The sequence below is a fragment of the Capnocytophaga sp. oral taxon 332 str. F0381 genome (assembly GCF_000318275.2).
GTDB classification, from domain to species: domain Bacteria; phylum Bacteroidota; class Bacteroidia; order Flavobacteriales; family Flavobacteriaceae; genus Capnocytophaga; species Capnocytophaga bilenii.
In genome coordinates this window covers 1-12,957 of record NZ_KB291273.1, presented here as the reverse complement: position 1 = coordinate 12,957, position 12,957 = coordinate 1, and the positions used below count along the sequence as shown (strand labels likewise).

The 12,957-nt window shown below is 38.1% G+C and carries 14 protein-coding genes and 1 pseudogene; 2 read left to right on the top strand and 13 right to left on the bottom strand.

Going from position 1 to position 12,957, the window contains the following annotated elements; translation table 11 throughout:
- Positions 1-422: 422 nt before the first annotated feature.
- Positions 423-722, bottom strand: coding sequence for a DUF4286 family protein (locus HMPREF9075_RS02960; RefSeq protein ID WP_009414995.1), 300 nt, complete (start codon positions 720-722; stop codon positions 423-425).
- A gap of 70 nt (positions 723-792) precedes the next feature.
- On the opposite strand from HMPREF9075_RS02960, the gene HMPREF9075_RS02955 reads away from it, so the two are divergent.
- A complete protein-coding gene (locus HMPREF9075_RS02955) occupies positions 793-1,047 on the top strand; it encodes a hypothetical protein (RefSeq protein WP_009414994.1) in 255 nt (84 codons plus the stop codon).
- Positions 1,048-1,113: 66 nt separating this feature from the next.
- Here HMPREF9075_RS02955 and mltG read toward each other — a convergent pair whose 3' ends face one another.
- The 10 genes and pseudogenes from mltG to HMPREF9075_RS02910 all read right to left on the bottom strand — a co-directional run bounded on the left by mltG (position 1,114) and on the right by HMPREF9075_RS02910 (position 10,816).
- The gene (gene mltG / locus HMPREF9075_RS02950) at positions 1,114-2,133 is read right to left on the bottom strand and encodes an endolytic transglycosylase MltG (protein WP_009414993.1); all 1,020 of its coding nucleotides are present in this window, start codon (positions 2,131-2,133) and stop codon (positions 1,114-1,116) included.
- Positions 2,134-2,209: 76 nt separating this feature from the next.
- Positions 2,210-2,632, bottom strand: a complete 423-nt coding sequence (locus tag HMPREF9075_RS02945; RefSeq protein ID WP_009414992.1) for an HXXEE domain-containing protein — start codon at positions 2,630-2,632, stop codon at positions 2,210-2,212.
- A 6-nt stretch (positions 2,633-2,638) separates the two neighbouring features.
- Positions 2,639-2,843: pseudogene (locus tag HMPREF9075_RS13085) on the bottom strand (hypothetical protein); the annotation flags it as partial.
- Between the two features lie 157 nt (positions 2,844-3,000).
- The gene (locus HMPREF9075_RS02940; RefSeq protein ID WP_009414990.1) at positions 3,001-5,211 is read right to left on the bottom strand and encodes a polyribonucleotide nucleotidyltransferase; all 2,211 of its coding nucleotides are present in this window, start codon (positions 5,209-5,211) and stop codon (positions 3,001-3,003) included.
- Positions 5,212-5,333: 122 nt separating this feature from the next.
- Complete coding sequence (rpsO, locus tag HMPREF9075_RS02935) at positions 5,334-5,603, bottom strand: 30S ribosomal protein S15 (RefSeq protein WP_009414989.1); 270 nt, start codon at positions 5,601-5,603, stop codon at positions 5,334-5,336.
- A 150-nt stretch (positions 5,604-5,753) separates the two neighbouring features.
- The gene (typA, locus tag HMPREF9075_RS02930; protein ID WP_009414988.1) at positions 5,754-7,559 is read right to left on the bottom strand and encodes a translational GTPase TypA; all 1,806 of its coding nucleotides are present in this window, start codon (positions 7,557-7,559) and stop codon (positions 5,754-5,756) included.
- Positions 7,560-7,702: 143 nt separating this feature from the next.
- The gene (locus HMPREF9075_RS02925) at positions 7,703-8,488 is read right to left on the bottom strand and encodes a zinc ribbon domain-containing protein (RefSeq protein WP_009414987.1); all 786 of its coding nucleotides are present in this window, start codon (positions 8,486-8,488) and stop codon (positions 7,703-7,705) included.
- Between the two features lies 1 nt (position 8,489).
- Positions 8,490-9,587: a Nif3-like dinuclear metal center hexameric protein gene (locus HMPREF9075_RS02920; RefSeq protein WP_009414986.1), complete on the bottom strand. Its 1,098-nt coding sequence runs from the start codon at positions 9,585-9,587 to the stop codon at positions 8,490-8,492.
- 7 nt (positions 9,588-9,594) lie between these two features.
- Positions 9,595-10,143: a tyrosine-protein phosphatase gene (locus HMPREF9075_RS02915; protein ID WP_034556617.1), complete on the bottom strand. Its 549-nt coding sequence runs from the start codon at positions 10,141-10,143 to the stop codon at positions 9,595-9,597.
- A gap of 10 nt (positions 10,144-10,153) precedes the next feature.
- The gene (locus HMPREF9075_RS02910) at positions 10,154-10,816 is read right to left on the bottom strand and encodes an RNA methyltransferase (protein WP_009414984.1); all 663 of its coding nucleotides are present in this window, start codon (positions 10,814-10,816) and stop codon (positions 10,154-10,156) included.
- A gap of 96 nt (positions 10,817-10,912) precedes the next feature.
- On the opposite strand from HMPREF9075_RS02910, the gene HMPREF9075_RS02905 reads away from it, so the two are divergent.
- A complete protein-coding gene (locus HMPREF9075_RS02905) occupies positions 10,913-11,635 on the top strand; it encodes an ABC transporter ATP-binding protein (protein WP_009414983.1) in 723 nt (240 codons plus the stop codon).
- Here HMPREF9075_RS02905 and HMPREF9075_RS02900 read toward each other — a convergent pair.
- The gene (locus tag HMPREF9075_RS02900; protein ID WP_009414982.1) at positions 11,625-12,134 is read right to left on the bottom strand and encodes a GNAT family N-acetyltransferase; all 510 of its coding nucleotides are present in this window, start codon (positions 12,132-12,134) and stop codon (positions 11,625-11,627) included. The genes HMPREF9075_RS02905 and HMPREF9075_RS02900 overlap by 11 nt on opposite strands.
- Before the next feature lie 3 nt (positions 12,135-12,137).
- Positions 12,138-12,957, bottom strand: an 820-nt coding sequence (locus HMPREF9075_RS02895) for a leucine-rich repeat domain-containing protein (protein WP_009414981.1), incomplete at its 5' end; no start/stop codon positions are given.

Genomic DNA, 12,957 nt, shown 5'->3' with positions numbered 1-12,957 from the left:
TAGGGGTAGCCGTGCCGTAGCGGTCGTTATCATAAACACTACCTACTGTTTGAGGTTCGTTGCTATAGGTAACAGTGTAAGTATCGTCTTGAGCTTCTATAAGAGTCTTTTTATTCTTTCCTAATAATATAGTAGAAAATAGTAGAAAAATCAATAATAAACTTTTTTGATATTGGTTAATCATAGTAGAAACTTTGGTTATTTAACACGACAAAGATACTACTTATTTTTATATTGCACAAGTTTTGTTTTTAGTTTTTTTTACACTTTAATTTGAATATTTTAACTATTTTATTTTCATTCTTTTCTTTCCTCTTATACTGTGAAAAGGTTGATTATCAAAAAAATCAATTTTGACAAAGTTCGTGAGAGGAGAGTAAAAATTATAGTATTATTGAGAAATGGAGAAATAAATTATTAAATCAAAATTCTTTGTTTAAATGAAGGGTAGTACCGAAAAACAATACTTTTTCACCGAAGCGTTTGCTTGCTTGGTTAACAAGTGCTTGCAGTTGTCCTTTTACAAACTCTTGTAAATCACTTGTACTACTCATTTCGTGATGAATAGCAAACTGAGCTTCTTCGGCTCCAAGTACTTTATAGACGCGCACTTTTAGTCCTTCTTGAGCTGCTAAAGTTGGTTCATAAACTGCAGCAAACCACTCTTGCCAGTCGGCAAGTACGCTTTGTTCTACTACTGCTGTTAAATTATATACATACATAACTATTTCATTTATTGTATTTCAAAAAATAATCCTTATCTTTGCATCATATTAAAAAACATTTCAAATTATGGCAAGTATTCGCAATTTAAAAAAAGAAATTAACTGCGTTTTGGGCGACATCATTGATGCTGTTCTATTCACAGGAAAAGCTAATACCGAAGAGGGTAAAAAATTATTAGGAGAAACCCTCAAATCTTATGACGGCTTAATGGATAAATTTGCTGAAAAAACAGCTGAAAACAAAGGAGTTCATTTCAAAAACTTAAGAAAACAATTTCAAGTAAAAGCTGGAGAACTCATCCAAAAGCTAAATAGTCTGTAGTCATAGTTAGTCGTTAGCGATTAGTCGTTAGGTAAATACAAAATTTAACAACTAACAGACTGATTTCTAACGACTAACATCAAATATTTTTCGGTATTCCTTAGCATTCTCCTTATGTTGCAAGTAAGTACGCGAAAACTTGTGGTAACCAAAATTCTCAGGATCAGCCACAAAAAAGAAATAATCGTGATTTTCAGGGTGCAACACCGCTTCTATTGATGATAAATCGGGCATAGTGATAAGCCCTATAGGCAAGCCATAATTTTGATATGTATTATAAGGATTCTCCAAACTCGTATGCACTCCCGTTACTCGTTTTATCACTAAGTTGTAATCTCCCGTATGGTGTTTCATTGCAAAAATAGCTGTAGGGTCTGCCTGCAACATCATATTGATATGCAACCGATTTAAATACACCCCTGCTATACGAGGGCGTTCATCTACTTTAGCCGTCTCCTTCTGCACTATCGAAGCCAGTATACACACCTCTACAGGCGTAAGTCCTTGTGCGGCAGCCAATGCCTTGCGTTCCTCAGTCCAATAATGAAGATATTCTTTTAGCATCCGATTGCGAAAATCTATTGCCGAAGTATTCCAATACAACTCATACGTATTAGGCACATACATCGCCAACGCAGTAGCTTCAGTAAAACCATTTTCAGCAAGAAAAGTAGGATCTAAAAAAGCTCGTAGCAGTGCTGTACTATCAGGTTCTATCTGTTGGGCTATCCGCCCTGCCAAATCTTCTATCCGCTCCTGATTGTTAAACTTCACTTTTATGGGAGTATTGCGACTACGCAGCGTACGTACTATCTCAATGTTATTCGCTCCTTTTTTAATAATATACTTCCCCGCTCTCACCCTATGAGAATAGCCCATTCGCTGTGCTATTTGCTCAAAAGCTAAGCTATTTTTTAGCAACGGACGTACTTTGTGCAATACATCGCTAAAATCAGCTCCTGTAGGAATATAGAGTACCACCTCTTTCTCGTTAAAAGCTGTATTACTTGCAAATACAGCACGATAAATAAAAAATCCTAGTACACCTATAATAGCTACTACAGCCAATATTATCCATTTTTTCATTGTCTATATATCTGTTTTATATATCTTTTTATATTTGATAACAAGCTCTCTCCTGCCTCTTCTCAATTTTATCATATTACTTGCTACTAATCATCCTAGTTATCCATTTTGGTATTAAGTAGATACCTATAAGGCAAGTTACCATTACGGGGGAATAAGAATGAGTGAAATAGCTTATCAAAATATGCCATACCAAAAAGAAACTCAATCCTACAAGATATACGCTAAGCGCTATTCTTGTAGCTTTTTCATTCTTTCTACACAAAAAAGCAATAAGTACTACAAAAGCAATTTGTCCTACAGAAGCTCCTACAAAATATTCAGGATGCTCATTAGCCAAATGGGCACTCTCTAAAATTTTTGAAAATTGCAACCATTGGGGTATCTTATCCACAAAATCAATATACCACTGCCAAAAAGAAATACTTTCTTCTAACTGATGAAGAGTATGTAACCCTATTATTGGTAGCCATAAATGTATATATTTATTTGTTTCCATATACTGATACTCATTTTCTTTCTTTTGAATATTGTTAAAAAAGTGTGTATTCTCCGCCTTTGTAATATTCAATAAATCCGTCTTCTAATAACTCAATATTCTCCACTTCCTTTCGCCACTGAAAGTTCTTGTTATCAGTAACAATATTATGTACCAATGTTACAGACACTTCAATCATATCAGTTATTATTGAAATTAGAAAGGGTTTCATTTTTGAAATCTTTTATCTGAAGGCAAAGGTACTAAAAAAAGAGAAAACCGAAAACTTTATACTTCAAAATATATAAAATCTTCGGTTTTTTTTAATACTATGAACACAAAAAAATACTCACTAATCACTGCTTTTCAGCAGCTTATCGTTAGCAAAACTAAGACTTATGCCCATCTTTACGATCGCGATCATTACGTGGTTTCCCATTTTGAGGTCTGTCTTGTCTAGGACGATCTTCTCTTGCTGGGCGATCTTCACGTGGTGGTCGTGGCAACAATGCCTTGCGTGACACTCTTGTTTTCTTAGTTTTAGGGTCGATACCAAGGTATTTTACCTCTATTATATCCCCTTCTTTAAGAACATCTTCTATTTTGTCTATTCTGTCCCACGATACTTCCGAGATGTGAAGCAAAGAATCTTTACCTGGTACAAACTCTACAAAAGCTCCAAATTCTACCAAGCGAACCACTTTCACTGTATAAGTTTCGCCTTCTACTGGTTCAAATTTCACTGCATTTACAGCATCTATAGCTTCTTGTATACCAGCTTCATCAGTACCTAAGATTTCTACAATTCCCAAATCACCCACTTCTTCCACCACAATAGTAGTTTTAGTACGAGCTTGCAAGTCTTGAATGTTCTTTCCTCCTGTTCCAATAAATGCCCCAATATATTCTTTAGGCATATCCATTTTCACAATCTTAGGAGCGTGAGGTTTCACTGTCAGATTTGGTTTTGCTATCGTATCAGTGATTTTACCCAAGATGTGCATACGCCCTTCACGAGCTTGGTTAAGTGCCTTCTCCAATATTTCGTAAGAAAGTCCTTTTATTTTGATATCCATTTGGCAAGCTGTAATACCATCTGCAGTACCCGTTACCTTAAAGTCCATATCACCCAAGTGGTCTTCATCACCTAAAATGTCTGAAAGCACTGCATAACGCTCACCATCACTAATAAGTCCCATTGCAATACCCGATACTGGTTTTACCATTTGCACCCCAGCATCCATTAGTGCCAAAGTACCCGCACACACTGTTGCCATCGATGATGAACCATTAGATTCTAATATCTCCGATACCACACGTACAGTATAAGGGCAATCGGCAGGAATCATACGTTTAAGAGCTCGTTGTGCCAAATTACCGTGTCCAATCTCACGGCGTGAAGTACCTCGCAACGGACGCGCCTCACCTGTAGAGAAAGGAGGGAAGTTGTAGTGCAAGTAAAAACGTTCTTCTCCTTGTTCTGAAGGTAAATCAATAACGTTTGCCTCACGAGAAGTACCCAAAGTAACCGTAGTAAGTGATTGGGTTTCACCACGTGTAAAGATAGATGAACCGTGTGCTGAAGGCAAATAACCTACCTCACACCAAATAGGGCGTATTTGGGTAGTATTACGTCCATCCAAACGAATATTTTCTTCCAATATAAGATTGCGTACAGCTTCTTTTTGTGCATCGCCAAAGTAACGACCTACAATAGGTGCAAGTTCTTCCAATTCTTCTTCTGTAAAGAGAGCCAAACACTCTTCTTTTACAGCGTCAAATTTTTCTCCACGCTCTTGTTTAGTAGTATTTTCTTTTGCAATTGCATAACATTTAGTATAAGCCAAATCATATACTTTAGCTTTTACTTCTTCATTTTCCACTTCTGGCTCATAAGTGCGTTTTACCGTTTTACCTACTTTTTCTGCCAAACGCAATTGCGCCTCAATGTGAGGTTTGATAGCTTCGTGAGCAAATTTTATAGCCTCTGCCATATCTTTTTCGCTCACTTCGTTCATCTCACCTTCCACCATCGCCACAAAATCCTTCGAAGCCCCCACCATTATATCAATGTCAGAAACTTCTAACTGCTCACGACTTGGGTTTATCACAAATTTTCCATTCACACGCCCTACACGCACTTCCGAAATAGGTCCATCAAACGGAATATCCGATACCGCCAAACAAGCAGAGGCTGCCAAACCTGCTAAGGCATCGGGCATTACATTCTCATCATGCGAGATGAGTTGTATCATCACCTGTGTTTCAGCGTGATAATCTTTAGGGAAAAGCGGACGCAATACGCGGTCTACTAAGCGCATCGTTAAAATCTCTTGGTCGCTGGGGCGTGCCTCACGTTTGAAGAAGCCACCAGGAAAACGCCCTGCCGCTGCAAATTTTTCACGATAATCTACCGTTAAAGGTAAAAAATCGGTTTCGGGGTTAATTTCGCGCGCAGATACTACTGTTGCCAATAGCATCGCATTACCCATTTGTACCACAACAGCACCATCGGCTTGTTTAGCCAATTTGCCTGTCTCGATGGTGATGGTACGTCCATCACCCAAATCGATGATCTCTTTTTTTACTTCTGGAATCATTTTTAATCCTAATTTTTAATTATTTGCGTTGTGTTGTTGTGTGCTGGGTCGCGAAACCAATGAAAAACTATTTCTTCTTATATTATACGAAAGGAGGCGCTGAAGCCTCCTCTCTTTTTCGTCTATTTTCTGATGTTTAACTCTTTGATAATTGCACGATATCTTTCAATATCCGTGTTTTTCAAATAGTCAAGCAAACTTCTGCGTTTACCTACCAATTTTACCAATGAACGCTCTGTGTTAAAATCCTTACGATTCACTTTCAAGTGCTCTGTAAGGTGATTGATTCTAAAGGTAAAAAGTGCAATCTGTCCTTCTGCTGAACCTGTATTGCTTTCTGAACCCGCGTACTTCTTGAAAATTTCCGCTTTTACTTCTTTTGTTAAATACATTCCAATATTATTTTAATGATTATTATGTACATTTTCCGGCTGCAAAAGTACAACCTTTTTTTTATATACGCAAATTTTATAACGAATATTTTCGGTAAAATCCTAAACTTTGGATAAAATCATACCTTTTAGAACTCTAAAAACAGCCTACTAACTAAATTCGCGTTCGCGGCGTTTGCGCTCGTTTTCGTCTAAATAAATTTTCCTAATACGCATATTCTTAGGGGTAACCTCTACGTATTCATCTTTTTGAATATATTCCAATGCTTCCTCAAGCGAAAATTTGATAGGCGGTGCCAATTTTACTTTCTCGTCAGACCCCGCAGCTCGTACGTTAGTAAGTTTCTTCGTTTTCGTCACATTCACCACCATATCGCCACTGCGTGAGTTTTCACCTATTACCTGCCCTGTATAAATCTCTTCACCTGGGAAAATAAAGAATTTTCCTCTATCTTGCAGCTTATCAAGCGAATAAGGTATGGCAGTACCTTGTTCCATAGAAATTAGCGAACCATTAATACGCCCTGCAATTTCTCCTTTATAAGGCTGAAACTCCAAGAAACGATGGTGAATAATTGCCTCACCTGCAGTAGCTGTTAGCAATTGGTTGCGCAAACCTATAATACCTCGTGATGGAATTATAAATTTGATAATCATTCGTTCGCCTTTAGGCTCCATACTTAGCATTTCTCCTTTGCGAAGTGTTACCAAATCTACTGCTTTACCACTTACATTTTCAGGTAAATCTATGGTTAATTCTTCTATAGGTTCACATTTCACTCCGTCAATTTCTTTGATAATTACCTGTGGCTGACCTATTTGCAATTCATACCCCTCACGGCGCATTGTTTCTATCAATACCGAAAGGTGCAATACCCCACGCCCATACACAATAAATTTATCGGCACTATCGGTAGGCTCTACACGCAAAGCCAAATTCTTTTCAAGCTCTCGCTCCAAGCGTTCTTTTACGTGTCGTGAAGTAACAAATTTACCATCTTTACCAAAGAAAGGAGAGTCGTTAATAGTGAAAAGCATACTCATCGTAGGCTCATCAATTGCTATGGTAGGCAATGCCTCAGGATTTTCATAATCAGCAATAGTATCGCCAATTTCAAAACCCTCAAGCCCTGCAATAGCACAAATATCACCAGCTTGCACTTCTTCTACTTTTTTACGACCTAACCCGTCAAACAAGTGCAGTTCTTTTATTTTTGATTTCACAACACTTCCATCGCGTTTCATCAGCGAGATATTCATACCCGCTTTTAAGGTACCGCGATGTAGTCTACCTATAGCAATACGCCCTGTAAAAGTAGAGTAATCCAACGAAGTAATGAGCATTTGCAAGCTGCCTTCCTCTATTTTAGGAGCGGGAATATGAGTAATAACCATATCTAGCAAAGGAGCTATGCTATCTGTTTTTTTATGCCAATCTTCAGACATCCAATTTTGTTTGGCTGAACCGTACACTGTAGGAAAGTCCAACTGCCAATCTTCCGCACCGAGTTCAAACATCAGGTCGAATACTGCTTCGTGCACCTCATCGGGCGTACAGTTTTCTTTATCTACTTTATTGATAACCACTATAGGTTTCAGTTTCATTTCAATAGCCTTTTGCAGCACAAAGCGCGTTTGTGGCATAGGACCCTCAAAAGCATCTACGAGCAACAATACGCCGTCAGCCATATTTAGTACGCGCTCTACCTCACCACCAAAGTCGGCGTGACCAGGAGTATCAATAATGTTAATTTTGATATCTTTATAGATAACCGATACGTTTTTTGAGAGTATAGTGATACCTCGCTCACGCTCTAAGTCGTTATTATCTAATATCAATTCACCAGAGTCCTGATTTTCTCTAAAGAGTGCGCAATGGTGCAATATTTTATCTACAAGGGTAGTTTTTCCGTGGTCAACGTGGGCAATAATGGCTATATTTCTAATAGCGGTCATATAAATATCTATGTTTTATTTTTTTGAGGGTGCAAAAGTACAAAATATTTTCAATTTGTCAATAATTTGTAGCAAGTTACTTTTATAGAAAAACGCAGCGACTTTTTTAATCCACTGCGTTTCGTTATATTTTCTCTAAATTCTTAAGCGTGAAAGCTGTTAAACAATGCTTCCATTTTTTCTTTTTCTTCTTCGGCAAGAGCAGCGTCTACCAATATTCTTCCACTGTGTTCATCGGTGATGATTTTTCGGCGAGATGCAATTTCAGCTTGTACTTGAGGGGGAATTGTAAAGAATGAGCCTCCCGAAGCACCACGCTGGATAGGCACTACTGCCAAGCGATTGATTACGGTGCCTCGTATGCGCTGATAAGCTTTTAGCAAGCGGTCTTCTATTTTTGCTGCGTATTCTTCGGCTTTTTCTTTCAAGAAAGCTTCTTCTTTTTCAGTTTCTGCAAGAACAGAGCTCAATTCAGCTTTTTTATGTTTTAAATGTGCATCGCGAGCCGCTTTCTTTTCATCAACTTGTTTAATAGCTTCTTTTTTAAGATCTACTTGTGCTTTACCTTCTTTTATACGTTTTTCAGCAAGTTGTACTTCTAATTCTTGAAACTCTATTTCTTTAGCAATAGAAGTGTATTCTCTATTATTACGCACATTTTTCTGCTGGGTAGTATATTTTTTTATAAGCCCTTTAGCTTCTTCTATTTTAGCCTTTTTTTCGGCAATACCAGCTTGCAAAGCATCTAATTCTTCTTTGAATTTTACGTGTCTTTTTTTCAAGCCTTCCACTTCATCTTCAAGGTCAGATACTTCTAAAGGTAGTTCACCACGAGTGTTTTGCAATTCGTCAATTTTAGAGTCGATAAGCTGTAAATCATACAGCGCTCTTAATTTCTCTTCTACAGTAATGTCTGATTTTTGTACCATTTTACGAATAATATTTGATAGGATTGGTATCAACCGTTGTTATTGAGACCGCAAAGGTAGTAATTTTTTTTGAAAGATAATCAAATAAAAGATTTTTTATGTATTGTTCACTTTCATAATGCCCTATATCGGCAAGTAATATAGTGTCTTCTGCTTTGAAAAAATCGTGATATTTAAGGTCTGCTGTCACAAAGGCGTCTGCTCCTGCTCGTTTTGCATTTTCTATTGCAAAAGCACCACTACCGCCCAGTACAGCCACTTTTTTTATGTATTTTCCACGCAACGCCGAATGCCTAATACATTGCAGTGCAAATGCTTCTTGCAAATAGGTCAAAAACGCTTTTTCTTCTATAGGTTTTTCAAGTTCGCCCAGCAATCCTAAGCCTATATGTTGGTGGTCATTTTCAAGCGTATACACTTCATAAGCTATTTCCTCATAAGGGTGATTTGCACGCAATGCCTTTAGTATCTTTCCCTGCAAATGGCGTGGAAAAACTACTCCTATTTGGGTTTCGGGCTCGGTGTGCAACTCGTTGCGGACTCCTATTGTGGGGTGTGAAAAATCATTCCCCTTAAAAGTACCTGCTCCTTCAAGGTTAAAGCTGCAACAGTCATAATTGCCTATAGCTCCAGCCCCTGCTGCAAACAAGGCTTCACGCAACATTGCTGCCCCACTATGGGGTATATAGGTAACGAGCTTGCAAATAGTATGGGCTTGTGGTATAAGCACCTGTCTGTTAGTAAGTTTTAGTTTGTCAGCCATAGTAGCATTTACCCCCTGCAGCTGGTTGTCCAAAGCGGTATGCATACTATAAATGGCAATGTCATTTGCAATTGCCTTCATCACCACGCGTTCTACGTAGTTTTTACCCGTAAGCGACTTCAATCCGCTAAATATGATAGGGTGAAAGCTCACTATAAGATTAGCTCCTTTGGCAATAGCTTCATCCACTACTGCCTCCAGTGTATCTATGGTTATCAGCACGCCACGCACTTCGGCTTCGCGGTTGCCTACCAATAAGCCCACGTTGTCAAAACCTTCGGCATAAGGTAAAGGGGCTATTGCTTCCAATAATGTTGTTATATCTTTTATTTTCATTACTTTATCATTTAATACCTAAGTGCTGGCGCACCTCATTTACGGTTTGTTCTGTAAAAAGAGCTTCTAAGTTTTTCCATACGCTGTGGTAACCATAAGGACCTTGCAACATTTCTTGTTTTGCTTCATTTATAGTCCAATTGTGATAAATAATCCTATACATTGCCACCATTATACCGGTACGGTCAGCTCCGTGATAGCAGTGCACCAATACAGCTCCTTTCTTTTGTTGTTCTCGTATAAGTTTAAGTGTTTGCGCTATTTCAGGGGCTTTGATGCGCCACGTAAGCAACGGATGGTTAATAAGATGAATATCTTCTTTATTTGTAAATATTTTTTTATCGCCTGTACGGGTAAAATAGCGCAGGTTGATAATGGTTTTTATATTGGTGCTTTTTATCACTTCTTTGTCTTCATTCACCAATTGCTCACTGCGATACAGCAAATCATCTACCTTATAAAAATTGGCGTCTTTGTGTATGAGGGTAGCTTTGTGTTGTGCGCTCAGCAGTGTAACACATAGCAAGAAACAATAAAATAAGATGTTTTTTTTCATAAATTCTGAATTACTTCTCTGCTTTGGCATTTAGTTCATTATAGCGTTTTATTACGTCATTCACGTTTCTTACAGATATTTTCGTCCATTGTTCTAAAACGCTGTAGCGTTCTTCGTCTGTAAGTTGCCATTTGATATTACTACGCCTAAGTTTATCTGTAAGTTGTTGTAGTACAATGGCTACTGCTACCGATATGTTCAGGCTTTCGGTAAAGCCCACCATTGGTATTTTCAGGTAAGTATCTGCTTGGGCAAGCACTTTTTCTGATAAACCTTCTTTTTCAGTACCGAAAAAAAATGCACTTTTTTTGCTAATATCAAAATCATTCAGCAAATAGGCATCTTTATGTGGCGTAGTAGCTACAATTTGGTAGCCTTTTTCTCTAAGGATATCAATGCATTTCTGGGTATCATCATACCTAAACACATCCACCCATTTTTGGGCACCCATTGCTATTTTTTCGTCCAATCGCTTTCCGTAACGTCCTTCTATGCTATGAGCCTGTTGCACACCAAAAACTTCGCAGGTACGCACTACGGCACTCGTGTTGTGCATTTGGAATACATCTTCCATAGCTACCGTAAAATGATTGGTGCGCTGGGATATAATTTCCAAAAAGCGTTGTTTGCGCTCTTCTGTGATAAAGTTTTGTAAATAATCTAATAATGTCATTGTTATAATGTAAGAAGGGGGTACGGGGCAAATTTATAAAAAATTTTGGTATGAGCAAAATTCTTCTTACCTTGCGGCGTTTTTAATTATCATCAAATGGCGGAGTTTGTAAATGCTATAGAGGTAGATCACCTTTACAAAAAATATAAAGAAGCTGATTATTTTGCGCTTAATGATGTTTCTCTAAGAGTGAAAAAAGGAGAAATTTACGGTATTTTAGGCGCTAATGGAGCAGGAAAAACCACCTTGCTTTCTATTCTCTTCGGAAGTATACAGCCCACTGCGGGTAGCTTCAAAATTGCCGGACATACTTATAAGGATAAATCTATTAAATACAAAATAGGGGTTGTACCACAAGAGTACGCCCTCTACCCTACCCTTACCGCTCGCGAAAACTTGCATTATTTTGGTAGCCTTTATGGGTTAAAAGGAAAAACTCTTTACAAAGCAACCGAAACTGCCTTGCAAAGAGTTAATTTATTGGAAGTTGCCGACAAAAAAATTGGGCATTTTTCTGGCGGTATGAAAAGACGTATCAACCTTATTGCTGCTATACTGCACCAACCCGAAGTCCTATTTTTAGATGAACCTACTGTTGGGGTTGATATCGTCTCAAAACAAATTATAATCAACTATTTGAAAGAGTTAAACTCCAAGGGTATGTCGGTTTTATACACCTCACATCACTTACAAGAAGCTCAAGATTTCTGCCAGCGATTAGCCATACTAAGCAATGGAAGCATCTTGATGGAGGACACGCCTGCCAACCTCATAGCTCAAACCCAAAGCGGGCGCTTAGAAGAGTTATTTATAAAATAACCTTTTCGTAAGCCTTCCGAAGCCCTCCTCGCATACGAACTTCTCCACAATACCGATAGCCCATTTTCTCCAAAATATGCAACATCGGAACGTTGTCATAATTGGTATCCACTCGTATTGATGGGATTTCATCGTATTTCACTAATGTTTCTATCTGTTGTAACATCACTTGCACCAACCCTTTACCTATATAGTCAGGCGAAATTGCTATCCTATGAATTACTACATAGTTGCCATTAGTAAGCCACCTGCCATCAATCGCTGCATAGGCAGGTTCGTTATTCAAGATAAGTGCACAATAACCTACTATCACTCCACTATTTTCCAACACATAGCCATAATTTTCTTTTAAATCATTAGCTACTACTTCCTCATTAGGGTATCCATCTTGCCATTGTTGGCTGCCATCGGCTTTTCGCCTTTCAATAGCAGCTGCCAATATATCCCAAATAGTAGCCTTTTCGGCATAAAGTGCTGGACGGAGTTTAATATCATTCATTTCCTATCGGATTTTAGCTGCATAAGTAGGGTTTAGTGCCTTGTATTGATTTACAAATTTATCTTTATCATTTGCATTTTGAATATTAGTAGGTACATAGATATTTTGTAATGCTTTAGCACTATCAAAAGCAGTTGTGCTTATTACAAAAGCGGTTTCTTGTAGTATAAACACATTACTCAAGCTCGTACAACCCAAGAAAGCTCTATCTTTAATAGCGGTTACTCCTGAAGGTATCACTATATTATTGAGTCTTATACAACCTGTGAAAGTAAGTTTTTCAACAGAAGTAATCGTTTCAGGAAGGTCTATTTGCTGTAAGCGAACGCAATTAGCAAAAGCTTCTTCACCTATTTTAGTAAGCCCTTCGGGTATATCAATTGTTTTCAAACGATAGCAAGAATTAAAGGCTGCTCTGCCTATTTCAGTCACGTTATCGCCTATAAGTATCGTAGTAAGTTCCTTAGCTGGTGAACCTATTGGAGCAAAGGCATTGTCGCCTATTTTCTCTACAGCTCTGAGCTTAGGGTCAGCATTCATATCAATAAAGCGAGTTTTTTCATTCTTCCATTTTAGTAATGTTTTCCCATCGCTGCTCAATTCGTAGTTTTCTGAAGAAAGCTGTTGCGCAGTAAGAGAGAAGCCTGTACTCAAATCCCAATTAGTAGCACCTTTAGGACCATAGAACATTTTAGTTTCAGTGTCTATATAATAGTCGCCTTGCTTTCCTTTGTCAGCAGTAGGTTTGCCTGCCTCAGCATAAATTACCGAACCATCTTTCCCTGGTAAGCCGTTTGTACCATTAGTACCCGCTGCTTTTATA

Bases quoted from the DNA above. Each gene is read 5' to 3' on its own strand.
- mltG (WP_009414993.1), bottom strand. From the start codon at position 2,133: ATGAAAAAATGGATAATATTGGCTGTAGTAGCTATTATAGGTGTACTA.
- HMPREF9075_RS02900 (WP_009414982.1), bottom strand. From the start codon at position 12,134: ATGAATGATATTAAACTCCGTCCAGCACTTTATGCCGAAAAGGCTACT.
- typA (WP_009414988.1), bottom strand. From the start codon at position 7,559: ATGACCGCTATTAGAAATATAGCCATTATTGCCCACGTTGACCACGGA.
- HMPREF9075_RS02925 (WP_009414987.1), bottom strand. From the start codon at position 8,488: ATGGTACAAAAATCAGACATTACTGTAGAAGAGAAATTAAGAGCGCTG.
- HMPREF9075_RS02910 (WP_009414984.1), bottom strand. From the start codon at position 10,816: ATGACATTATTAGATTATTTACAAAACTTTATCACAGAAGAGCGCAAA.
- HMPREF9075_RS02920 (WP_009414986.1), bottom strand. From the start codon at position 9,587: ATGAAAATAAAAGATATAACAACATTATTGGAAGCAATAGCCCCTTTA.
- rpsO (WP_009414989.1), bottom strand. From the start codon at position 5,603: ATGTATTTAACAAAAGAAGTAAAAGCGGAAATTTTCAAGAAGTACGCG.
- HMPREF9075_RS02905 (WP_009414983.1), top strand. From the start codon at position 10,913: ATGGCGGAGTTTGTAAATGCTATAGAGGTAGATCACCTTTACAAAAAA.
- HMPREF9075_RS02945 (WP_009414992.1), bottom strand. From the start codon at position 2,632: ATGGAAACAAATAAATATATACATTTATGGCTACCAATAATAGGGTTA.
- HMPREF9075_RS02940 (WP_009414990.1), bottom strand. From the start codon at position 5,211: ATGATTCCAGAAGTAAAAAAAGAGATCATCGATTTGGGTGATGGACGT.
- HMPREF9075_RS02955 (WP_009414994.1), top strand. From the start codon at position 793: ATGGCAAGTATTCGCAATTTAAAAAAAGAAATTAACTGCGTTTTGGGC.
- HMPREF9075_RS02960 (WP_009414995.1), bottom strand. From the start codon at position 722: ATGTATGTATATAATTTAACAGCAGTAGTAGAACAAAGCGTACTTGCC.
- HMPREF9075_RS02915 (WP_034556617.1), bottom strand. From the start codon at position 10,143: ATGAAAAAAAACATCTTATTTTATTGTTTCTTGCTATGTGTTACACTG.